General features: G+C 44.3%; 21 protein-coding genes. 11 read left to right on the top strand and 10 right to left on the bottom strand.

From position 1 onward, the window contains the following. Nucleotides 1-86: 86 nt before the first annotated feature. Both R7E38_RS02460 and R7E38_RS02465 read left to right on the top strand, forming a co-directional pair. On the top strand, nt 87-659 hold the full coding sequence (locus R7E38_RS02460) for a DUF1415 domain-containing protein (RefSeq protein WP_017633946.1): 573 nt from the start codon (nt 87-89) through the stop codon (nt 657-659). A gap of 110 nt (nt 660-769) precedes the next feature. Further along, entirely contained in the window at nt 770-1,345 is a 576-nt protein-coding gene (locus tag R7E38_RS02465; RefSeq protein WP_005397767.1) for a nucleoside triphosphate pyrophosphohydrolase family protein, read from the top strand. Between the two features lie 68 nt (nt 1,346-1,413). On the opposite strand, the gene btuD is transcribed toward R7E38_RS02465, so the two are convergent. The 8 genes from btuD to cobT all read right to left on the bottom strand — a co-directional run bounded on the left by btuD (nt 1,414) and on the right by cobT (nt 9,479). Beyond that, entirely contained in the window at nt 1,414-2,181 is a 768-nt protein-coding gene (gene btuD, locus R7E38_RS02470) for a vitamin B12 ABC transporter ATP-binding protein BtuD (RefSeq protein ID WP_080960060.1), read from the bottom strand. After that, entirely contained in the window at nt 2,168-3,163 is a 996-nt protein-coding gene (gene btuC, locus R7E38_RS02475; RefSeq protein WP_005377877.1) for a vitamin B12 ABC transporter permease BtuC, read from the bottom strand. Before btuC ends, btuD begins: the two co-directional genes overlap by 14 nt. 82 nt (nt 3,164-3,245) lie before the next feature. Beyond that, nucleotides 3,246-4,274: a succinylglutamate desuccinylase gene (locus tag R7E38_RS02480; protein ID WP_017820882.1), complete on the bottom strand. Its 1,029-nt coding sequence runs from the start codon at nt 4,272-4,274 to the stop codon at nt 3,246-3,248. A 274-nt stretch (nt 4,275-4,548) separates the two neighbouring features. Beyond that, entirely contained in the window at nt 4,549-6,345 is a 1,797-nt protein-coding gene (locus R7E38_RS02485; RefSeq protein WP_226082935.1) for a M3 family oligoendopeptidase, read from the bottom strand. A gap of 128 nt (nt 6,346-6,473) precedes the next feature. Further along, a complete protein-coding gene (cobC, locus tag R7E38_RS02490; RefSeq protein ID WP_182016176.1) occupies nt 6,474-7,088 on the bottom strand; it encodes an alpha-ribazole phosphatase family protein in 615 nt (204 codons plus the stop codon). 11 nt (nt 7,089-7,099) lie between these two features. Further along, nucleotides 7,100-7,633 carry a bifunctional adenosylcobinamide kinase/adenosylcobinamide-phosphate guanylyltransferase gene (gene cobU, locus R7E38_RS02495; RefSeq protein WP_226082934.1) on the bottom strand — a complete coding sequence of 178 codons (534 nt, stop codon included), beginning with the start codon at nt 7,631-7,633 and terminating at the stop codon, nt 7,100-7,102. Continuing rightward, the gene (locus tag R7E38_RS02500; RefSeq protein WP_054576446.1) at nt 7,630-8,436 is read right to left on the bottom strand and encodes an adenosylcobinamide-GDP ribazoletransferase; all 807 of its coding nucleotides are present in this window, start codon (nt 8,434-8,436) and stop codon (nt 7,630-7,632) included. The genes cobU and R7E38_RS02500 overlap by 4 nt, the downstream gene beginning before the upstream one ends. Further along, nucleotides 8,436-9,479: a nicotinate-nucleotide--dimethylbenzimidazole phosphoribosyltransferase gene (gene cobT / locus R7E38_RS02505; protein WP_226082933.1), complete on the bottom strand. Its 1,044-nt coding sequence runs from the start codon at nt 9,477-9,479 to the stop codon at nt 8,436-8,438. The genes R7E38_RS02500 and cobT overlap by 1 nt, the downstream gene beginning before the upstream one ends. Nucleotides 9,480-9,727: 248 nt before the next feature. On the opposite strand from cobT, the gene R7E38_RS02510 reads away from it, so the two are divergent. The 7 genes from R7E38_RS02510 (at nt 9,728) to purT (ending at nt 17,318) form a co-directional block, all read left to right on the top strand. Further along, complete coding sequence (locus R7E38_RS02510; RefSeq protein WP_053350419.1) at nt 9,728-10,417, top strand: NAD(P)H-binding protein; 690 nt, start codon at nt 9,728-9,730, stop codon at nt 10,415-10,417. A gap of 200 nt (nt 10,418-10,617) precedes the next feature. Further along, complete coding sequence (locus R7E38_RS02515) at nt 10,618-11,991, top strand: L-cystine transporter (RefSeq protein ID WP_005377885.1); 1,374 nt, start codon at nt 10,618-10,620, stop codon at nt 11,989-11,991. 157 nt (nt 11,992-12,148) lie between these two features. Beyond that, entirely contained in the window at nt 12,149-13,570 is a 1,422-nt protein-coding gene (gene sbcB / locus R7E38_RS02520) for an exodeoxyribonuclease I (RefSeq protein ID WP_085569561.1), read from the top strand. Between the two features lie 55 nt (nt 13,571-13,625). Further along, entirely contained in the window at nt 13,626-14,000 is a 375-nt protein-coding gene (locus tag R7E38_RS02525; protein WP_005385452.1) for a CidA/LrgA family protein, read from the top strand. A gap of 1 nt (nt 14,001) precedes the next feature. Then, nucleotides 14,002-14,679 (top strand): LrgB family protein, encoded by a 678-nt coding sequence (locus R7E38_RS02530; protein ID WP_005385454.1) that lies wholly within the window; start codon nt 14,002-14,004, stop codon nt 14,677-14,679. A gap of 430 nt (nt 14,680-15,109) precedes the next feature. Beyond that, nucleotides 15,110-15,997 carry a cytidine deaminase gene (cdd, locus tag R7E38_RS02535; protein ID WP_138939958.1) on the top strand — a complete coding sequence of 296 codons (888 nt, stop codon included), beginning with the start codon at nt 15,110-15,112 and terminating at the stop codon, nt 15,995-15,997. Between the two features lie 145 nt (nt 15,998-16,142). Further along, nucleotides 16,143-17,318: a formate-dependent phosphoribosylglycinamide formyltransferase gene (gene purT, locus R7E38_RS02540; RefSeq protein WP_226082928.1), complete on the top strand. Its 1,176-nt coding sequence runs from the start codon at nt 16,143-16,145 to the stop codon at nt 17,316-17,318. A 72-nt stretch (nt 17,319-17,390) separates the two neighbouring features. On the opposite strand, the gene R7E38_RS02545 is transcribed toward purT, so the two are convergent. Further along, nucleotides 17,391-18,041 (bottom strand): thiopurine S-methyltransferase, encoded by a 651-nt coding sequence (locus R7E38_RS02545; protein WP_021707633.1) that lies wholly within the window; start codon nt 18,039-18,041, stop codon nt 17,391-17,393. 315 nt (nt 18,042-18,356) lie between these two features. Here R7E38_RS02545 and R7E38_RS02550 point away from each other — a divergent pair, with 315 nt between their 5' ends. Continuing rightward, a complete protein-coding gene (locus R7E38_RS02550) occupies nt 18,357-19,136 on the top strand; it encodes a phosphoribosylglycinamide formyltransferase (RefSeq protein WP_017821825.1) in 780 nt (259 codons plus the stop codon). 122 nt (nt 19,137-19,258) lie between these two features. Here R7E38_RS02550 and ihfA read toward each other — a convergent pair whose 3' ends face one another. After that, nucleotides 19,259-19,555, bottom strand: a complete 297-nt coding sequence (gene ihfA / locus R7E38_RS02555; RefSeq protein ID WP_005377899.1) for an integration host factor subunit alpha — start codon at nt 19,553-19,555, stop codon at nt 19,259-19,261. 534 nt (nt 19,556-20,089) lie between these two features. Here ihfA and R7E38_RS02560 point away from each other — a divergent pair. Continuing rightward, nucleotides 20,090-20,971 (top strand): AEC family transporter, encoded by an 882-nt coding sequence (locus tag R7E38_RS02560; RefSeq protein ID WP_213886315.1) that lies wholly within the window; start codon nt 20,090-20,092, stop codon nt 20,969-20,971. Nucleotides 20,972-21,180 lie beyond the last annotated feature (209 nt).

Below are 21,180 nucleotides of genomic sequence, written 5' to 3' on the forward strand. Positions count from 1 at the left end.
ACGCTCATTTGCGTAATACCTCTCTGGTTACTTGGATAACCAACTCTGCTATGCTTGCGCTACTTTAATAAAAACCAGAAAGTCGTATGTCAACGCGTTCAACACAAAACACAGATATCGAAGCGATCACTCAACAGGTCGATCAATGGCTCAACGATGTAGTAATCGGTCTCAACCTTTGTCCGTTTGCTGCCAAGCCGCAACGTAATAAACAAATCAAAATCTTTGTTAGTGAAGCGACTCAAGAAGAAACGCTTCTTGAAGATATTTTATTGCAACTGATTGAGCTGAGTAACACAGAGCCCGAACAACTTGAGACCACGTTGGTTGTGGTTCCCAACATGCTACAAGATTTCTGGGACTACAACTTTTGCATAGATTGGGTTGAAGGATTAATTAAGCAGCAAAACTGGGAAGGTATTTTCCAAGTAGCGACTTTCCATCCTGATTACTGTTTTGGCGGCGCAAGGCCTGAAGACGACGAAAACCTGACCAATCGTTCTCCTTACCCGATCTTCCATTTGATTCGCGAAGAGAGTATGGAAAAGGTACTAAAACACTATCCTGATCCTGAATCCATTCCCGATACGAACATCGCTCGTGTTTCCGCCCTTTCAGAGGAAGAACGTAAAAAGCTGTTCCCTTACCTATTTCGTTAAGCACCACCATTCCCCAAAGGCAGATTTATCACCAGTTAGATGCAATGCCCTTGGGGTTCAAAGTGCGGTTTGGTATCATTGCCGCTTCAATCGATTCAATGGAAATTAGAATGCAACTGTCAAAGCTAACCCAAGAGATTTTTGATCACTTATACCGTGATATCACCGAGTTCCGTAGTACGTTCGACTTACCAGTCGCAGACGCTGCAAGCCTTGATGCACAAGCAGATACACTACATACCTCTTTGGCGATCGAAGAGCTAACAGAGCTAGCAGAAGCAGATTGTAAAACTGAGCAAGCAGATGCCATCGTAGACAGCGTGTATGTATTAATGGGCCGTCTCGTTCATCTTGGCCACAGCAAAGTAGAAGACAACCTGGCGATCAGCTACTTAATTGATCTTCTATTAAACGTTGCGGTAAACCGTGGTATCGAGTTTATTCCTTGCTGGGATGAAGTACACTCAAGCAACATGAGCAAAGTATGCCGTAACGAGCAAGAGTACTCAGAAACAGAAGCATTCTACGCAGAACAAGGCATCAAGTTGATGGCGGTGCAGAAAGGTGAATACATCATCGCGAAATGCGCCGAAGATTTCGTATCGGAAGGTAAAACCATTCGTAAAGGCAAAGTACTCAAATCTGTTTACTACCGCCCAGCAGATCTAAAACCGTTAACTCAGTAAGCGTTAAGTTTGGCTTTCTCGATTAAAGAAACGACCTCAAGTAGGTCGTTTTTTATTGTCCCTAAATACTAATCAAAGATTAAATAAGGTTGCTCATCTACGATGACCTTTTTGACTTGAGTATTGAACACTTCCCCGAGAGCTTCTTCCGTTAGCACAGTATCGGCATTTCCTGATGAGTGCAGCACACCGTTGTTAAGCAGCAATACTTTATCTGCGTGCTTTAATGTGCGATTGAGATCGTGATTAGCAACCAATACTCCAATTCCCTGCGCCGCCATAGCGTTAATCAATTGATAGAGCAGACCCTCTTGCGCAATATCTAACGGTGCTGCTGGCTCATCCAAAATTAAAAACTGCGAAAAAGGATTAATGGTACGCCACACCTGCAAACATACACCTGCTAATCGGACACGCTGCCACTCACCACCGGATAATGTTTGAATACTGCGATGAAGCTTATCTTGCAGTTGTACCAGCTCCACCACCATATTGACGGCATCACGCACTTTGATATCCGCAATCTCAGCACCACTTGGCAGAGATAAAGCGAGATACTGAAACACATCAACATTAAACGCTGGGCGCGATTGCTGACACAAATAACCTCGAACATGAGCTTGCTCTGACAACGGTAAAGTAAGCAAGTTTTTGTTGCCAACGTACACTTCACCACTCATACCGTCTCGGTGACTTAACGTACCAGAAATCGCAGCCAATAAAGTACTCTTACCGGAACCATTAGGCCCAACGATATGTACGATTTCGCCAGCTTTGCATTCAAAAGAAAGAGGCAATAATCGACTACCAACCGACATATGTTTAACGTGCATCATGACTCTTCACCAGCATCCAGATGAAAATAGGTGCGCCAATCGATGTTGTCATGACACCTAAAGGTAACTCTGCGGAGTCCAATAACAGTCTTGCGCCGATGTCAGCAAATACAAGCAACGCAGCACCAGATATTGCAGAAAGTGGCAATAAATAACGGTTTTCCGTACCAAAAGCCAAACGCAACAAGTGCGGCACCACCAAACCAACAAAACTGATGATGCCACCCAAAGCGACTGAACTACCCACCAAAACAGAAATGGCGAGGATCAATTTCCAACGCATTTGATGCACATCGACACCCAATTGGGTCGCATGAATCTCACCCAGCATCAATCTATCAAGCGATTTGCCTTTACAACATAACCAGATGAGCACCGGTAACATCACCAAGGTAACGGTATGTTGATACCAACTCGCACCGCCAATACTGCCCATTAACCAATACATCAGTTGGCGTAAGCTAAGATCATCACTAAAGTAAAAAGCCCACGTCACAATCGCGCTCGATAAAATACCCAATGCGACCCCAACCAAAAGCAATCGAGCCGTCGTCAGGTGCATTGCCCTTGCTATCGCCACCAAAACAAACGTGAAGACCATCGAGCCTGCAATCGCTGCCAACATAAAAACAATCGGGGTAGGAAGAACAGGTGACGCGAACATGATTAAGACCATTGCTAAGCTTGCACCACCAGATATACCGAGCACGCCAGGTTCAGCCAACACGTTCCCAAGCAACACTTGTAACGTCGCGCCAGATACCGCTAACGCAGCACCAATAATTGCCGCAGACACTAACCTCGGTAAACGCAAGTCCACCAATAACTTCTGTTCAAATGCAGATAAGGATTGAAAAGGAGAAAGGAAAATTTCTCCGACCATCAAGTGAATGGCAGAGAGTACAGCGAGCACGATCGACATAACCATCAGGTTACGTTGCCAGCGTCGTTCCTTGTTCAGGATAAGTTGTTGAAAATCCATAGCGGCCGATAAAAACAAACGAGGCTTAACCTTACAGTTAAGCCTCGGTAAATTGCAATTAACTTCTCAAAGCAATGTTGGATTAATCGTAAACCAACTCACCCTCTTCAAAACGGGTTTTCACTTCACAAACCATCAGAGCTGCACGTTGACCTATTGCGACGTGGCGGTTCGGGAAGACAATCGCTTCGTTTTCATTCTTCGCCATTAATGGTTTGTCGCCATCATGACCAAACACTTCGCCGTGAACAAATGAGGTGAAGTTTTCAACATTATCGTCGAACATAAAGTCAAAGTCTTCGTTCAAACGAACGATTGTGCGACTTACGCGATACTTAATGCATGGTTTTGGTAGGTGTTCTGGCTTCGTTTCCGCAATCAAATTACGTAAAGACAAATCAAACGCGGTCAGTTTATCGAGGTCATTTTCACCAATACGAGCCACGCGTCCAAGCTCCATTGTGAGAGCCTGCGCACCAAAGTTCTCGGCACTGTACCAGCTAAACGTGCTCGATGGTGAGTTTGACAGGAGCACAGCTTCAATGTGTGCACTGTCCAAGAAATCGATCAATGCCTTGCTGCGCACAGGATGACGAGTCTTAGGACTTACTGCAAACGTATAGTGCTTCGAGCCTCTAATCGCGCAGTGTAAATCAAGGTGCCAGCGTGTTGTCGGGTCGGTATCCTGATAAAAATCTCGAACAAGCAGCTTAAGTGTATCGGCGATAACAAGCTCTTTTGTCTGTTTATGTTCTTTTTCGTCAAACAGACGGTTGAGGTTTTCTTCGAGGAATCGCGTGTGCGCCAGAGTGGATTCTGGGTGAGCGATAATGAACAGACAACGGGTATCGACCGTCTGGAACCCAGATTCTATGTCTTGAATAATGGAATCCACCAGCTCCATCGGTGCGGTTTCATCTCCGTGAACCCCACAAGAGATGATGATGTTCTTCGTATCCTGAGTATAATTCGCAGGGATTACTTCTAATACACCACGCTGATAGAGTTTAAGTTTTACACCGCTAGAAAGCACCTGCTCCGCTGGTGCAACATCAATATGAACATCTAACGTGTCAGTTAAAAACGATTGGCGAAAGAGAGACTTCGTCATGCGTTACTCCTTAATAGCACGGCGGATATGTTAATAAATTGTACAAAGGATTTTTGTTGCTGCGATCTCACTTATGAGTAGAAATCACTATTTCCCTCGAAAATCCGATGCCTTTTCGCGCCAGGCACTCAAATCAAGCATTGAGGCGTTTAATTTTCAAACAATTACAAAGTGTTAGGGCTGTGAACTTTACCACAGCCCTGATTAAGATCATTATGATTTGATCAAATTTTTGTAGCTATAAAGCAGATTATGCATCAACACTGCGAAAAACTTAGCCGCGCTGTGCGAGCAAACGCTCAAACTCATCGACTTTTTCACGCACTAGCTCAACACTCTGCTGCCAAAACGTTGGCTGGGTTAAATCCATCGACAGGTGCTTTTCGACGACATCTTCCGCCATCATGCAGCCTGTATCGCGCAGCAAATTGATGTAATCGGTGTAAAACGCTTCGCTTTTGGTTTCTCGCTGTGCATAGATACCCTTGCTAAACAAGAAACCAAATAGGTATGGGTAGTTATAAAAACTCACGCTATCAATAGAAAAGTGCAGCTTGCTTGCCCAGAAGTACGGATCCGGTTCGCTCATTACGTCGCCATACCATTCTTTCCAAGTTTCTGACATCAACTCACAGAAATCATCTGCGGTTAACTCTCCATCCTGGCGGCGTTCATAAAACGATTTTTCAAACTCGTAGCGAACCGGAATGTTGATCATTAAAGCTAGCGCAGATGACAACTCTTCCCACAACATCTCGAGCTTTTCATCAACGCTCTCAGCTTTCGAAATCAAATGATCACGAACGATGTTTTCTGCAAAGATAGAGGCGGTTTCTGCTAACGTCATTGGGTAGTAAGTTTGGCAAAGTGGCAAATCACGAATAACCCAGTTATGGAACGCATGGCCAAGTTCATGTGCCAGAGTCATAAGGTCTGAACGGCTGCCACTCCAAGTCATAAACACAAGTGGTGTTCGCGTTGCTGGCAGTTTGGTGCAGTATGCGCCAAGACGCTTGTTAGCATTTGGCGCGGCATCAATCCAACCATTTTGTACCATCAAACGGACAAACTCCGACATCTCAGGGTTTACTGTTTCAAATGCTTCACAAATAACATCAATCGCTTCATCAAAGTCGTAAACCTTCGCTTCACCGCTCAAAGCAGGCATAGCCGCCAGATGATTCCAAGGTTTCATCTCATCCAGACCATGTACTTGCGCCATCAATAAACCCGCTTTCTGACCAATAGCTCGACTGTCTTTGGCTACGGTCATCATCGCATTTAAAGTTTCAGCTTGGATTCGGCTACCATGCAAACTCGGCTCTAGGAAGTGAACTTCACGCTTCGTAGAACGCTTTTTGTTTTCAGTTAAGCGCCATCCTGCTAACGCATTCAAAATCGCAGCGAATGATTCTTGGTGCGTTTGCATTGCATCTTGTACGCCTCGCCACGCGGCTTCTTGACGCTCGAATTCAGAACCATAAAGAATGCTTGCCGCTTGAGAAAACCCAAGCTCTTCACTATTACCATCTGTGTACTCAAGCTTCACTTTCAATGAGCCAGTCAGGTTATCGTATAGGTTACCCCAAGCCGATTTGCCATCCACACTCATCGCAGCCAGTAACTGTTCTTCTGCGTTGCTAAGACGATTATCCGCCAACTTTCTAGAATTCAAGATAGAAAAAGCTTGCCCACTGATATCAGGATTCTCATGGTCTAACACGCGCAAGATAAACTCTTCGTCGGCATGAGTTAATGTCAAATCAAAGGGACTGAACGCTTGGGAAAGCTCCGAAAAGATGCGGGTCATTTTACCAAGTAACGATTTCGCTTCGGCGTTTGTTGCATCAACAGAAGCATAACAACTCGCAAAATTTGCAACTGTGCCCGCTAAACGACTCGCGGCTTCATTGGTTAAAATCGCATTTTGCATGATCTCTACGTTGCCACAATCTGCTGATTGTTTATTCAAAAGATCAATACATTGTTCCACAAGAGCAATATCGTCTTGAATTCGTGGGTCAGAAAGGTCGTTATAAACGATGGACAAATCCCAACTCGGCGTTGTCATTTCTATATTTCCTTTTTATGTAACTGAGTCAATTTTCGCTTCCTGCACCTAGCAGATGGGCTTCCACTGACATCTTCCGTGACTATGCCCATAAGCAATATCGCTTTAGGCATTTTAATATTTATAAATTAACGAGTTAAAAGAGGTACGCCAATCGAACGCACCGAGGCGTAAATTTGCTCATCTATGGTAATTGTTACATGCGTGACAGAAGCGTTTCCTATCGACAACGTCGAATACCACTTTGGGTTACGCCAATCTAACTCCAATACATGAGCAAGAATCATACGAATGACGCCACCATGCGTGACGATAAGTAGATTGTCATTGATATCGTTGATGATTTGAGACCAAACGCGACATATGCGCTCAGAAAATGTGCTTAAGCTCTCAGCATTCGGCAACGTATGTTGTGCTGGCGATTGCCAAAAAGCATCTAGCTTTTTCCACTGCTCAGTGAGCATATCAAAAGGCATACCATCAAAATCACCAAATGCCATCTCTTGTAAAGACTCATCCGTCATTACTGGTAATAATTGCTGTTCAGCAATGATGTTTGCCAGTTCTTGACAACGTGAAAGCGGAGAAGTAATTATTCCACCCACACCTCGTCCACTCTCGGCCCAAGCCCGAGCAATACTCTCTTGATCAGCAGGCGTAACTTTTACATCTGTTTGGCCATGGAGTCCTGGTAGAGCGTCTACTTTTCCATGACGCACAAGATAGATATTGAGTGTTTTCATTTTGTTCCATCCTACTCTTTAAGAACCAACGGCAAACCAGCAGCAACAAAGGTAACGCGATGGCAAACACTGGCTAGTTTTTGATTCATCCGTCCTGCATTATCCACAAAATAACGACTAACTGCCCCCAAAGGTACAATGCCCATTCCAACCTCGTTAGAGACGAATATTAACGTCGCATCTGAGCCACGTACCACCTGTATAAGCTTTTCAATTTCTGCTTCTAGCTTCTCATTGGAACATTCATCACCTAACTCAAATATCCAATTATTGAGCCACAAGGTTAAACAATCGACCAGTACAACATCGGTGTTAGAGAAATTTGTCAGTAACTCAGATAAATGAAGGGGGCATTCATGCTCTTGCCACTCGCCCCCGCGTTGCTTTTGATGATGCGCTATTCGCTCTCGCATTTCTTGGTCAAATGGCAGCGCGGTTGCAACATAGTGTAATGATCGATGAGAAGCGACCGATAATTGCTTAGCTGTTTTTTCTGCCAAATGCGACTTCCCAGAGCGCGCGCCACCGAGTATCAATTGCTTCATGAGGAGTGATACAACCCAATCATAGTGAGATAAATAAGCAGTTCCGACAACTGTTGCGCTGCGCCAAGGCAATCCCCCGTAAAGCCGCCAATTCTCTTGGTTAACCAACGTTTGAACATCAAACGAAATACCACGAGAACAAGCGATATCAAGATCGCATCCGCGATACCAAGCACAAGCAATGTTACGCCACCAGTAAACAACAAAATGGAGACTTCTAGAGAAGACTGGCGACTTGCTAGCGGTTTACTTTTCGACGTATCACTGTCACTGACATAAGGCATGTCATAAATAAGCGTCGCTGCTAGTGCTCGGCTTGCGGTGTAAGCGACGACAATGACCAACCAAAAGTGCGGCAAGTTAGCCAGTTCACTCCAAAAAACATACTTAGCCAATAACGCCATAATGAGAGTGGCGGCACCATAAGTGCCAATACGACTGTCTTTCATAATAGAGAGGCGTCGCTCTACGGTCATGCCACCGCCAATGCCATCCGCCATATCGGTCAAGCCGTCTTCGTGAAAAGCCCCAGTTAACAATAAGCTAAACACCATCGTTAATACTATGGCAACCGACTCTGGGAAAAAAATTGAGGTGAGCGAGAATACCAAAGCGCAAAGTGCTCCAAGCACGAGACCAACTAACGCAAAGTAACGGCCTGCCTGATTCATGCGTTCTTCACTGTAAGGCAACGCTTGGGGCACGGGTAAGCGGCTAAAAAAACTGGTAGCTAATAGAAATAACTCCCACTGGTATCTTAACGATGACGGCGTGACTTTCTCAGAATTATCAGGGACTGACACTATACTGTAACTCCTGCACTCTCGAAGCTCGCCATTTTGTTGTAAAACTGAGCGGCAGCTTTTAACAAGGGTAAGGCAAGAGCGGCTCCTGTTCCCTCCCCTAGCCGTAAACCAAGGTCGAGCAGAGGTTCTGCTTTAAGATGTTCCAATACAAATTTATGTCCATTTTCTTCAGAGCGATGGGCAAACAACATGTATTCACGCGTTTCTTCATCTAGCAACGTCGCAATATAAGCCGCTACCGATACGATAAACCCATCCACTAAAACTGGAGTTTTAAGCCGCTTGGCTTCTAAAAAAGCGCCCACCATTTGTACGATTTCAAAACCTCCAACCTGTGCAAGAATCGCTTTAGTATCAAGACCTCGACATCGGTTTACCCCCTGTGCTACCAATTTATATTTGCGGCTCAACTGCTGTTGATTGATTCCAGTGCCAACGCCAACACAATAATCAATATCTAATGAGCTCAGCGCCGATAACAGTGCTGAGGCCGAACTGGTATTACCGATGCCCATCTCGCCGAACATCAAGAGGTTTGAACCATGCAAAATGGTTTGCTCAGCAATCTTCGCACCATATTCTAAACCTAGCGCCACTTGTTCTGGGGACATCGCGGATTGTTTAGAAAAATTAGCCGTACCGTTACCCAACCGTTGTTCAACCAAGTTGGGATGGGCTTTAAATTCTGGAACAAGCACATCAATAGGAGCCAACATGCCGCAATCTATTACTTTGAGTTGAATGCCATTGATGTCGCAAAAACAGTTGATGGCTGCGCCGCCAGCGAGAAAGTTAGCCACCATTTGCTGAGTGACTTCGCTTGGCGCAATGCTCACACCCTCCTCTGCAACGCCGTGATCTCCAGCAAATACCAGCATGCTTGGTTTGCAGATAGCGATGGAATCAACTGGCTGAGGTTTATTCTGACTTTGAATAAGAGCTAACTGCAGTGCCACCTTTTCCAATAAGCCTAAAGAACCGACGGGTTTGGTTTTGTTATCTATGCGTGCTTGTATCTCCGCAGCAAAAGAGTCATCCATTTTTTACGTTCCTTTGATGTTGTCTGGGTGAGAGGTGTTCTGTTGTTCAAGAGGTCTTGTTCAGCGACAGTTTTTGCGCGCCCACTATTGTATACACTTGCATCCAATTGGGGCAGCGCTAATCAAGTTTATCTCAGGATAGTCTGCCGAGTTCGCAGAGCGTCTCACCTTTCTTGCACGAGATTATAAGTAACTCGTTGAAATCCGCTACAATAGCTTAGACTATGTTCCCATATAGGAGAAAAGATATGGATAACAACACCTGCGCAATCATCGCCGGTGCAACTGGCTTAGTAGGCTCAAAAGTCATTGCAAACCTCATTAATCAATCAGGTGTTGGAACATTATATTATCTTTCTCGCCGCCCACTCGATGGCGTCCTAGATGTGGACAACAAGCTTATTCCTCTCATTGATGCAGACCTTTCTATCCACCAATGGGATGAGAACCAACCAACACCAACCATCGGCTTTATCTGTTTAGGCACGACCCTTAAGCAAGCAGGCAGTAAGGATAATTTGCGTAGAGTAGATGTTGATCTGGTGTGCAAAGTCGCCCAACAAATGAAAACAATCGGAGTCAAACGCCTTGCGGTTGTTTCTAGCCTCGGTGCAAATAGTAAATCGCCATCCCATTACTTAGCTTGTAAAGGACAAATGGAACAACGAATCGAAGCTATGGATTTTGAGGAAATCGTATTTGTTCGCCCAGGCCCGCTTGTTGGTCAACGTCAAAACCCAAGAATGGACGAGAAGTTAGTACAAACTCTGTTTAAGGTAATTCGCCCACTTATGCTAGGCAAACTGTCCAACTTTTTACCTATTCGAGCAGAAGATGTCGCCAAAGCGATGATTTATCAACTTTTCAGTTATCAAGAAGACTCGGTGGTTTACTTACAAAGGAAAGAAATGCGTGACTTACTGCATCACTACGAATAACCATTTTGTACAATTAACGTGCTAATTCACACTCTCACGCGACTTAGATCTCGTTTTTATATTCATTTTAGATCTAGCTAATACCCGTTTGTCATTTTTAAAGTTATATCACGAGCGTTATCTTACGCTCCATAAATAAATCCGTATAAAACCCCGTATAAAAAACAACCGCCACTTCGGCTGGTTGATAAGGTCAAATTATGAATTTTGCAGTGATAGCCTCTCTAGCCGTCTTTGTTGGCATATTGTTCTTTCTATTTAATCAACAACAAAAGAAACACACTCTTTCACGTCTCGTTTTGATCGGTCTTGTTACCGGTTCTCTTTTTGGTCTTGCTTTGCAACTCATTCACGGTGAAGGCAACAGCGCTATTGCTCAAACACTTGAATGGGTAGGCATTGTAGGCAGTGGCTACGTTGGTCTACTGAAAATGGTCATCATGCCACTAGTATTGGTATCGATGATCTCTGCAGTTGTTAAATTGGAGAAAGGTGGATCATTAGGTAAAATTTCTGGCCTGACCATCTCTGTTCTTCTAGTAACGACTGCAATTGCTGCACTTATCGGTATCTTGGTGACAACGACATTTGGCCTTTCAGCAGAAGGTTTAACTGAAGGCGCGCGTGAAACCGCTCGTATCGCCGTTTTAGAAAGCCGTGCTGGTACAGTAAGTGACCTAACTATTCCTCAAATGCTAGTTAGCTTCATTCCAACCAACCCATTTGCTGATCTAACAGGTGCTCGCTCGACATCAATTATCGCTGTTGTGATTTTCGGCGTGTTAACTGGTATCGCCGCTCGTAAAGTGATGATGGAAAAAGCAGAGTTGGAATCACCTATTCGTACTTTCGTAGAAGCAGCTCAGTCAATCGTTATGCGATTAGTGAAGATGATCATGGCGCTAACGCCATACGGCATCGCAGCACTGATGGCAAAAGTGGTAGCGACATCAAGCGCAGGCGACATCTTAAACCTACTTGGCTTCATTGTGGCGTCTTATGTTGCTATCGCACTGATGTTTGTTGTTCACGGTGTATTAGTCTCTTTTGTCGGCGTTAGCCCTGCGGAATACTTTAAGAAAATCTGGCCTGTACTGACCTTCGCGTTTACATCTCGTAGCTCAGCAGCAACGATCCCACTAAACGTAGAAGCGCAAATCACCAAGCTTAACGTTCCACCAGCGATTGCAAACCTATCAGCATCGTTTGGTGCCACTATCGGCCAAAACGGCTGTGCGGGTATCTATCCTGCAATGCTTGCAGTGATGGTAGCTCCGACAATGGGTATCAACCCTCTGGATCTTCACTTTATCCTGTCATTGATTGCGATTATCACCATCAGCTCATTTGGTATTGCAGGTGTCGGCGGCGGTGCGACGTTTGCAGCCTTGATTGTTCTTCCTGCAATGGGCTTACCTGTGACCATCGCGGCGCTGCTTATCTCTATTGAACCACTGATTGACATGGCACGTACCGCACTAAACGTTTCAGGTTCAATGACTGCGGGTACAATTGCTAGCCGAGTGCTGAAGTCACCAGAAAGTGAAGCAACATTGGAAGAAACACGAGCATAGAACTCAAATTCCTTCCAAAGCGATAAAACGTAAAATATCAAGCCGATGGTTCACCATCGGCTTTTTTCATTTTCAAAAATTCAACTTGCATCTTTCGTTGCTAGTCAAGGCGTTGAATGGTCTAATACTGTCATCGGTTTTGTAAACGGTAAGCAGAATGCACCAAGATAATCAGCCCACTTTTTTCTTCTTTGATTATGAGACATGGGGAACCAACCCCGCGAAAGATCGCCCAAGCCAGTTCGCTGGTGTTCGTACAGATGAAAACTTTAATATCATCGGCGAGCCTTTAGTCATGTACTGCCAGCCACCTGCTGATTATCTTCCGTCTCCTGAAGCTGCACTTATTACTGGTATTACTCCGCAAAAAACGGTTCAAGAAGGCCTTTCTGAGCCAGAGTTTATCGCTAAGATTCACGCTGAACTCGCGAAACCCAATACTACCAGTTTAGGCTACAACAGCATTCGCTTTGATGACGAAGTGACCCGTTATACTTGTTATCGCAACTTTATCGATCCATACGCATGGAGTTGGCAAAACGGTAACTCACGTTGGGATTTACTCGATGTACTACGCGCGTGCCATGCCCTTCGCCCAGAAGGCGTAGAATGGCCAGAAAACGAAGATGGCTTCACTAGCTTTAAATTAGAACACTTGTCTGTGGCTAACGGCATAGAACATAGTAACGCGCACGATGCCATGGCAGATGTGGTTGCGACTATCGAAATGGCAAAGAAAGTAAAAGCAGCGCAACCAAAATTGTTTGATTACTTTTTTTCTATGCGCCAAAAGCGCAAGCTCAATGATTTAGTCGACATCGTCAACATGACACCGTTGATGCACGTTTCAGGCATGCTAGGGCGCGAATGCCAGTACACTAGCTGGATTGTGCCTGTTGCTTGGCATCCAACCAATAATAACGCCGTTATCACCATCGATTTAGCGAAAGACCCTCAACCTATTCTTGAGCTATCCGCAGAAGAGCTGCACGAAAGACTCTACACTAAGCGCGAAGATCTTGGTGAATTGCTACCAGTGCCAGTTAAACTAGTTCATTTGAACAAATGCCCTATTCTCGCCCCTGCAAAAACGTTAACGGCTGAAAATGCAGAGTCTATTGGCATTGATCGCCAACAATGTCTCGCCAATCTCGCTTTGTTGCGCCAACATCCTGAAATTAGAGAAAAGCTGATTAGCCTCTTTTCCGTCGAGCGTAAATTCGATAAAAGTGATGACGTCGATACACAGCTTTACGACGGGTTCTTTTCTCCGGCTGATCGCGCAGCTATGGATATCATTCGAGAAACCGACCCGAATAATCTTGCTGCATTAGACATTGAATTTGATGACAAGCGTATTAAACCTCTATTGTTCCGCTATCGTGCGCGTAACTTCCCAGGCACATTAGACGAGCAAGAACAAAGACGCTGGGCACTACACTGTCGAGAAGTGTTTGAAAGCCAAATTGAAGAGTACATGCTGAATTTAGAAAACTTAGTTCACGAACATGAAAGTGACGAAAAGAAGATTGCGATATTAAAATCCGTGTACCGTTATGTAGAGAGCTTAGCTTCCTAACTCCTCCTAATACAAGCGCACCTTATGGTGTGCTTGTTGTTTATATACTGTCAAAATGATTAAAGAACGATTCTTACAACTGATCCAACTGCTCATTTCAATCTTCCTCATCATGGGAGCACTTGGCATCGGAATTACCATTCAAAAGTTCACTGGCGTTTCCGTTCCAGGAAGTGTCATCGGTATGCTCGTACTGTTTTTCTCCATGACTCTTGGGCTTGTAAAAGTCGACTGGGTCAAACCGGGCGCCACGCTATTTATCCGCTATATGATCTTATTGTTCGTTCCTATTAGCGTGGGATTAATGCAACATTTCGATATGCTACTCGCTAATGCCCTCCCTATCATTGCTAGCGCAGTTGGCGGTTCACTCATTGTACTGGTCAGCCTCGCTTGGCTGCTGGATTACTTGCTACAGGAGAAACACTGATATGTGGTTAGTTGTTACCATTGCGGTTTTTCTTATCGCTCGCCAAATCGCAATCAAAGTGAACAATCCTCTAGCAAACCCTTTGCTGATCAGTATCGCAGTACTCATTCCTTTGCTTACTTACTTAAATGTGCCATTTGAAACGTATTATGCGGATAACGAAGGAATTAGCTTTTTGCTTCAACCTGCTGTAGTTGCTCTGGCTTATCCACTATATGAACAACTACCACAAATTAAAGCAAACTGGCGAATCATCACTTTCGCTTGCACAGTAGGCAGTGTGATGTCGATGATGACAACCACCTTGATCGCAGTCGCTTTCAAAGCGGATATCAGTTTAATCGCGAGTCTAGTGGGTAAATCCGTCACTACACCAATAGCGATGGAAATATCGAGTCACCTCGGTGGTGAAGCCGCCGTTGCAGCGATCTTGGTTCTGATTGTCGGTTTATTGGGCGCAATTTTGGCATACCCAATTTACAACTTGATTGGAATTAAACACCCGATTGCACGTGGTCTTACAATGGGTACAGTCTCTCATGCCTTAGGCACCGCTACTTGTGCAGAGAAACAGCCCATAGATGCCGCGTTCTCATCACTCGCATTGGTTTTATGTGGGATCATAACTTCTATTTTGGCTCCAAGTTTTTTTGCTTTGGCGGTCTGGCTATATCAATAGTTAAGCGCTCTCGGTCTGCCCTCCTTCCGGCAGGCCGTAGCCTTTCCGCTTCTTCCTTACCCTTTTCAAAACCCTATCTTATCTATCAACCTCACCCAGTAATATCGTGAAGGGACTTGATCGAGATATACATTCATAGCATTAGCATTCTAGGTGCTACTACTCGCTCTAGATTACGTAGGCATAAAGTAGCATAGCGGTAAAAGTCGCGTTAGTAACATACTCCTGCTCCTTGGTCATATGAATATATACTGATATGGTTAATTGTGAGACGGAGATAACGCTTCACACCTGTGCAATCGAATACATGTGTGAGCTCACTCTAATTATGTAACAGAATTATCAATTGCATTATTTATCGTGATCTAACGCACGGAACATTTCTATCTTTCACATAGAATAACTGTCCATGCAATAACAAGGATTCAACATGAAAAGTCGCATTGAACAGGCGCTAGCAGGCGCTCCAGAAGCACTTTCCAAACAACTTGCTCCTATCATCCAAGCTGATGATTTTGATGCTACGCTTTCAGTTCAACAATTTGAGCAGTTGCTTTCAGCTACCGGTCTATCAGACAAAGAGCTTCGTGTTGCGCTACTTCCTTTTGCCGCAGCGTACTCCTATGCTCCCCTTTCTGACTTTTATGTCGGCGCTATCGTTCGTGGTCTTTCAGGTCGCCTTTACTTCGGTGCCAACATGGAATTCTTTGGTGTACAGTTGGGTCAAACGGTTCACGCAGAGCAGTCTGCGATTAGCCATGCTTGGATGAAAGGCGAACGTGGTGTTAAGGATATCACTATCAACTTCAGCCCATGTGGTCACTGCCGCCAGTTCATGAATGAGTTATCTACCGCAAACGAGCTTAAAATCCAGCTCCCAGAACGCGAAGAAAAGTCACTTCATGAATACCTGCCTGAAGCCTTTGGACCAAACGATCTCGGTATCGAGTCCGGCTTAATGGCAGAAGTTAAACACCAGTTCTCATGTGATGATGAAGACGCACTCATCCAAAGTGCAGTTGAAGCGATGAACATGAGCCACTCTCCATACACCAACAACTTGAGTGGCTTAGCATTAGAAATGGCTAGCGGCCGTGTATTCCAAGGTGCTTATGCGGAAAATGCGGCGTTTAACCCTAGCTTGCCGCCATTACAAGTTGCGCTGATCCAAGTACTACTTGCGGGTGAAACTTTTGACAATATCAAAGCCGCTGCTCTGGTAGAAAACTCAGAAGGCAAGATCAGTCATTTGGCTGATACGCAATCAACGTTAGAAGCGTTGAATCCAGATATTCCACTTAGTTTTGTCAACGCATAAGCGACAATTTCAGTATAAAAAGCTCTACGGCATGTAGAGCTTTTTTATTGCCTAAAAACCAAAAGCAAACGTTTGCTTTGTCATAAAACTTCAGTATGATCTCCTGCAATTTCTGTCTCACCACTCTATTTTGTAAGGGAACACTATGTTTGGCACTGCAACCAGCGCAAATGCTACCCGTGTATTACTTTTAGGCTCTGGCGAACTCGGTAAAGAAGTCGCCATTGAATGCCAGAGACTTGGTTTAGAAGTGATTGCTTGTGATCGCTATGCCAATGCTCCAGCGATGCAAGTCGCTCACCGTAGTTATGTTATCGACATGTTAGATGGGAACGCCTTAGAAGAAGTTATTACGAAGGAACAACCTACTTACGTCGTACCAGAAATTGAAGCCATCGCAACCGGCAAACTGGTAGAGCTTGAAGAGAAAGGACTGAATGTTGTTCCAACCGCTAAGGCAACCAGGCTAACAATGAATCGTGAAGGTATCCGACGTTTGGCAGCAGAAGAACTGGAATTGACGACTTCACCTTATCGTTTTGCAGATAACTTTGAAGACTTCAAAGCCGCGGTTGAGCATGTGGGTATTCCGTGCGTGGTGAAGCCTGTGATGAGCTCTTCAGGTAAAGGGCAAAGTGTTATCAAGACCGAAGACGACGTTACAAAAGCATGGGATTACGCTCAGGAAGGCGGGCGTACGGGTGCAGGTCGCGTTATCGTGGAAGGTTTTATCGACTTCGATTACGAAATCACTTTATTGACCATCAGAGCCGTTGACGGTGTGCATTTCTGTGCTCCAATTGGTCATCGTCAGGAAGATGGCGACTACCGCGAATCATGGCAACCGCAAGCTATGTCAGAAAACGCAGTAAAAGCAGCTGAATACACGGCTGAGAAAGTGGTAAACGCGCTCGGTGGCTACGGCATCTTTGGTGTAGAGCTGTTTGTCAAAGGCGATAAAGTCATTTTCAATGAGGTCTCTCCTCGCCCTCACGATACGGGTATGGTTACAATGATTTCGCAGGAAATGTCTGAGTTTGCTCTCCACGTGCGCGCGTTTACCGGAATGCCAATTAATAATATTGTGCAATATGGCCCATCTGCGTCTGCTGTTATTCTTGGACAAGGGACTTCCACAAACATTCGCTTTGAAAACCTAAGCAAAGCTTTAGCTCAACCTCAAACACAAGTTCGTCTATTCGGTAAGCCAGAAATCGATGGTCGCCGCCGTTTAGGTGTTGTCCTTACGCGACGAAAAACCGCCGAAGAAGCCGTTCAAGATGCTGTTGAAAGTGCTTCAAAAGTGAATATCATTTATTAAATACGAACCACTCATACAAAAATAGCGCAGCTCAAATTGCTGCGCTATTTCGTGTTCCAAACCGAAGAGAGCCTATTCACTCTCGATTAAGTACACTTCTTCAGAGAAGCGACTTAAGCCTTTTTTCGCAATTTTAGGATGATTCTCGTCAGCTTCATCTACGTTCAAACAAGTAACTTTGTAACCTGAAAATAACTGCTCAATCTCTTCGACCGGCACGCTAAATGGAGGCCCCGCCATCTCTTCTTGAGGATAGTTGAGTGTAACAAGCAAAATACGACCGCCTGGGTTCAAAAGTTGCTTGAGACGCTCTACATACTCCTCTCGCATATCTTGCGGTAAAGCAACCAACGCGGCGCGATCATAAATGATATCGGCTTGAGATACTGGTGCAGTGAAAAAGTCCCCAGTATAAATAGAGAGCTCATCAAATTGATAAAGCTCGTGCATGCCATTAAGAGGCGTTACCGTTGGCGTGTAAAAATGTTCAGCAAAAAAGGCACGCACAGCAATATGGCTTAGCTCAACACCTTCAACCGAATCATGCTTCATCGCTAGCCAAATCAAGTCTTCTGACTTTCCACATAAAGGAACTAACACTTTATCTTCACGCTTTGGATTAGTGTGTTTCCAATATACTGGTAATAGCGGGTTTACATCTTCCAAGTGAAATCCGATTTGATTGCTGGCCCATTTGTTATGCCAAAATTCTTGGTCTCTCATTTTACTTTCTACTTGTCGGCTGTTTTCATTTTGAGAGGTAAGACTAACGTTTTTTTTCAATTTGTCTATGCCGTTCATCTTTGGTTAATACTGCGGTGATAGGATGTAATCGGTCTCATAGGAGACGCGCCTTTATCTGATAATCAGAATAAAGAAAAGAGAAATGGTGATCTAACGCACGATTCTACTTCAAGATAAAACTGAAACCTTGGAATCTTTCGTAATGGCCCCATTTATAAGTTAGTACCTGATTTGCCGAACTTAGCGACTTTTATGTTCCCTATTTTCTAAGTACAAGCAAGTTAAGGAGAGTGAATGAGCTTATTTCTTCGTACTACAGCATTGATGCTTTTGGTACTTAGCCGTGCACCGGCATTTGCCGCACTTCCAATTACCCCTGCACCTAGTGGCGAACAAAATCGTTCAACCAGCCAAAACGAAGTTTGTTCGAAACTTTTTAAACACAGCCTTAGCGGTTTATACGGCATTCAGTCAATCGACACCACGCCAACTCAGCCATATTCTGACTTCGACATTCTTTACAGCAAAGCACACCAAGCACAATTTGAACTTGAAACTATCTGTAAGAGTACCGCACTTCTTAATGACGCTCAGCCATACTTCGCAGGCGTGAAATCCAAACAACGAGCAGAAGAAAAGATAGCTTTAGAATTAGGTGGGAAAGTTGAACGTATTACTGACCTAGCACGTGCAACGATTGTAGCTGAAGACGTGGCCAGCTTAGTCTCCATTTATGAAACGTTAGAGCGTGAAACAACGATTGTGAAAGTAAAAAATCGATTCAAAAAACCTGGCCCTTCAGGATATAGAGACTTGAACTTGCTCGTTCGTTTACCAAAAACAAACCTAGTAGCCGAAGTTCAACTGCACTTGAAAGCAATCGCAGATGTAAAAAGCGGTCCCGAACACGACCTATACGAAAAAATCCAGAAACTAGAACGTCAAGCGATGTTGGAAAAACGTGAGCTAAGCGAAATAGAGCTTGCCTCTATTCGCAACATGCGTACACAGTCTAAGAACTTGTACCAACAAGCATGGCAACCATACTTAACAACGCATCTAGAAGCGGCGTAACCGATATCATTAGGCGTCTCTCATAAACAGAAAAACCACCGCATTGCGGTGGTTTTCATTTGTATGCACACGAATTTTACGCAAAAAAAAGACCACGCCTTAGCGTGATCCATTTATTCGGCTTACTGTACTTTCTTCAGGTTTTCTACACGAGCTTTTAACTTCTGACCCGGGCGAAAAGTCACTACACGTCGAGCAGTAATTGGAATATCTTCACCAGTTTTCGGGTTACGACCAGGTCGTTCATTCTTGTCACGAAGATCAAAGTTACCAAAACCTGACAGTTTTACCTGTTCGCCACTTTCCAGTGCCTTACGAATCTCTTCAAAGAACACTTCCACCGTTTCCTTGGCGTCCCGCTTACTAAATCCTAATTTATCAAACAGGTTTTCTGCCAGTTCGGCTTTTGTGAGCGCCATAAAACTTTCCTCAAAGCTATGTTAAACAATGCTACGTTAGTGTAGCGCCAGAGCAGTTTTACCCTACCAATTCAACAACATATCGGGGTTACATCAGGAAGTGTATGACAAGCTTATGATTTTCGCCAACTTTTTTCTTGGCGAACAAAAGGAATAGCACTACGTAAATTATTGTTAAACGCCAGGAATTTGATATTTTTGTTTTTGTTTCATCTTTATCAGGAAAAACATCCAGATTATAAAACTAAAAGTAGTTTAAATATCAACATTAAACACTATTTAATAAAAATATCAGATATTGGTTATTTAACAGACACTTGACATAGAACTTGTCGTAAATTCAGTGATTTGTATGTAACTCGATACGTAACAATTAGATTAAAAGGTATGACCACCTGTACTTTGTAACTGTGCTTAGAAAGCTTGATTAAACCCACGCTTCTCGCTGTTTAACGATGACGCCATATATAAAGATTGATAATGTGGAAGTTCGTGTATTTCCTCATTAGCTTCTTACACTGCTTCTAGGCGACCATGATTAATCAAATCATAAATATTCTTTTCCCTGTTTTTGCTCTTGTCGGAGTTGGCTATTTGGTCGGTCGTTACATCAAGCCTGACTTTCGCCCAATAAACCGCATTAATATTGAGGTATTCACGCCAGCACTGGTATTTTCGTCACTCGTTAGCATGCCGCTCGATTCAAATCAGGGGCCGCTTCTTTTGGCGGCAATTGTCGCGGTTTTAATTCCCGCACTACTCATGCTCCCGGTATGTCGATGGACGTCACTCTCGTTTAAAACCTGGGCGCCACCACATATGTTTCGCAATAGCGGAAATCTAGCTATTCCTTTGTTTACCTATACGTTTGGAGAAATTGCGCTGTCGTCAGCAGTGCTTTTGTTTGTCGTGTCAGCATGCTTGCATATCAGCTTAGGCGTAATGCTGCTTAGTCATGGCAACCCTTTTAAGCAAATAGTCAAGATGCCAATCTTTTTAGCAGCGTCGTTGGCTCTGTTTCTCAACGTGTCAAATGTGGGTGCATGGGCGCCTTTATACGAAGCCACGGCTCTACTTGGGCAAGCGGCCGTACCCGTGATGCTTTTATCTCTGGGGGCACAAATGTGTCATTTAAGGTTGGACGGTTTAAAGATTGGTGTGTTGTGTACCGTGCAGTCACTGGCAACTGGTGCTGTCGCTTTTGCACTTATTTATTGGTTAATTCCCCTTCCAACGATGCAATTGCAAATGATGGTGCTCTTCACAATGCTGCCGCCAGCCGTCATGAATTACCTATTTGCGGAAAGGCTGAATATAGAACCCATGAAAGTGGCGTCAATGGTACTATTTGGCAACTTTTTCAGCATTCTTACGCTACCTCTTCTGCTTAGCTATACCCTCTCACTCGCTGCCTAACCGCCAACAAGCTATCGTTAGCGTGTATTAGCTGAAAAACAATACGTTCCTAATCTCGGGTAAGGGCCATCCCTAGTTTGGTCTAGTATTTTAAAGTAATGAGGGATGGTGCGAGCAGTAAGGAACTTGAACAACGATAAGGTAATCCTAAAAATAAAAAACCCTGCCAAACTGGCAGGGTTTTCATTTTCTTAAGAAGATACGTTACG

The sequence above is a fragment of the Vibrio sp. Vb2131 genome, assembly GCF_033338535.1.
In the GTDB taxonomy this organism is placed as follows: Bacteria; Pseudomonadota; Gammaproteobacteria; order Enterobacterales; family Vibrionaceae; genus Vibrio; species Vibrio alginolyticus.

Excerpts from the sequence above, each read along its gene's own strand:
- R7E38_RS02460 (WP_017633946.1), top strand. The coding sequence starts at position 87 with ATGTCAACGCGTTCAACACAAAACACAGATATCGAAGCGATCACTCAA.
- R7E38_RS02465 (WP_005397767.1), top strand. The coding sequence starts at position 770 with ATGCAACTGTCAAAGCTAACCCAAGAGATTTTTGATCACTTATACCGT.
- btuD (WP_080960060.1), bottom strand. The coding sequence starts at position 2,181 with ATGATGCACGTTAAACATATGTCGGTTGGTAGTCGATTATTGCCTCTT.
- btuC (WP_005377877.1), bottom strand. The coding sequence starts at position 3,163 with ATGGATTTTCAACAACTTATCCTGAACAAGGAACGACGCTGGCAACGT.
- R7E38_RS02480 (WP_017820882.1), bottom strand. The coding sequence starts at position 4,274 with ATGACGAAGTCTCTCTTTCGCCAATCGTTTTTAACTGACACGTTAGAT.
- R7E38_RS02485 (WP_226082935.1), bottom strand. The coding sequence starts at position 6,345 with ATGACAACGCCGAGTTGGGATTTGTCCATCGTTTATAACGACCTTTCT.
- cobC (WP_182016176.1), bottom strand. The coding sequence starts at position 7,088 with ATGAAAACACTCAATATCTATCTTGTGCGTCATGGAAAAGTAGACGCT.
- cobU (WP_226082934.1), bottom strand. The coding sequence starts at position 7,633 with ATGAAGCAATTGATACTCGGTGGCGCGCGCTCTGGGAAGTCGCATTTG.
- cobT (WP_226082933.1), bottom strand. The coding sequence starts at position 9,479 with ATGGATGACTCTTTTGCTGCGGAGATACAAGCACGCATAGATAACAAA.
- R7E38_RS02510 (WP_053350419.1), top strand. The coding sequence starts at position 9,728 with ATGGATAACAACACCTGCGCAATCATCGCCGGTGCAACTGGCTTAGTA.
- R7E38_RS02515 (WP_005377885.1), top strand. The coding sequence starts at position 10,618 with ATGAATTTTGCAGTGATAGCCTCTCTAGCCGTCTTTGTTGGCATATTG.
- sbcB (WP_085569561.1), top strand. The coding sequence starts at position 12,149 with ATGCACCAAGATAATCAGCCCACTTTTTTCTTCTTTGATTATGAGACA.
- R7E38_RS02525 (WP_005385452.1), top strand. The coding sequence starts at position 13,626 with ATGATTAAAGAACGATTCTTACAACTGATCCAACTGCTCATTTCAATC.
- R7E38_RS02530 (WP_005385454.1), top strand. The coding sequence starts at position 14,002 with ATGTGGTTAGTTGTTACCATTGCGGTTTTTCTTATCGCTCGCCAAATC.
- cdd (WP_138939958.1), top strand. The coding sequence starts at position 15,110 with ATGAAAAGTCGCATTGAACAGGCGCTAGCAGGCGCTCCAGAAGCACTT.
- purT (WP_226082928.1), top strand. The coding sequence starts at position 16,143 with ATGTTTGGCACTGCAACCAGCGCAAATGCTACCCGTGTATTACTTTTA.
- R7E38_RS02545 (WP_021707633.1), bottom strand. The coding sequence starts at position 18,041 with ATGAGAGACCAAGAATTTTGGCATAACAAATGGGCCAGCAATCAAATC.
- R7E38_RS02550 (WP_017821825.1), top strand. The coding sequence starts at position 18,357 with ATGAGCTTATTTCTTCGTACTACAGCATTGATGCTTTTGGTACTTAGC.
- ihfA (WP_005377899.1), bottom strand. The coding sequence starts at position 19,555 with ATGGCGCTCACAAAAGCCGAACTGGCAGAAAACCTGTTTGATAAATTA.
- R7E38_RS02560 (WP_213886315.1), top strand. The coding sequence starts at position 20,090 with ATGATTAATCAAATCATAAATATTCTTTTCCCTGTTTTTGCTCTTGTC.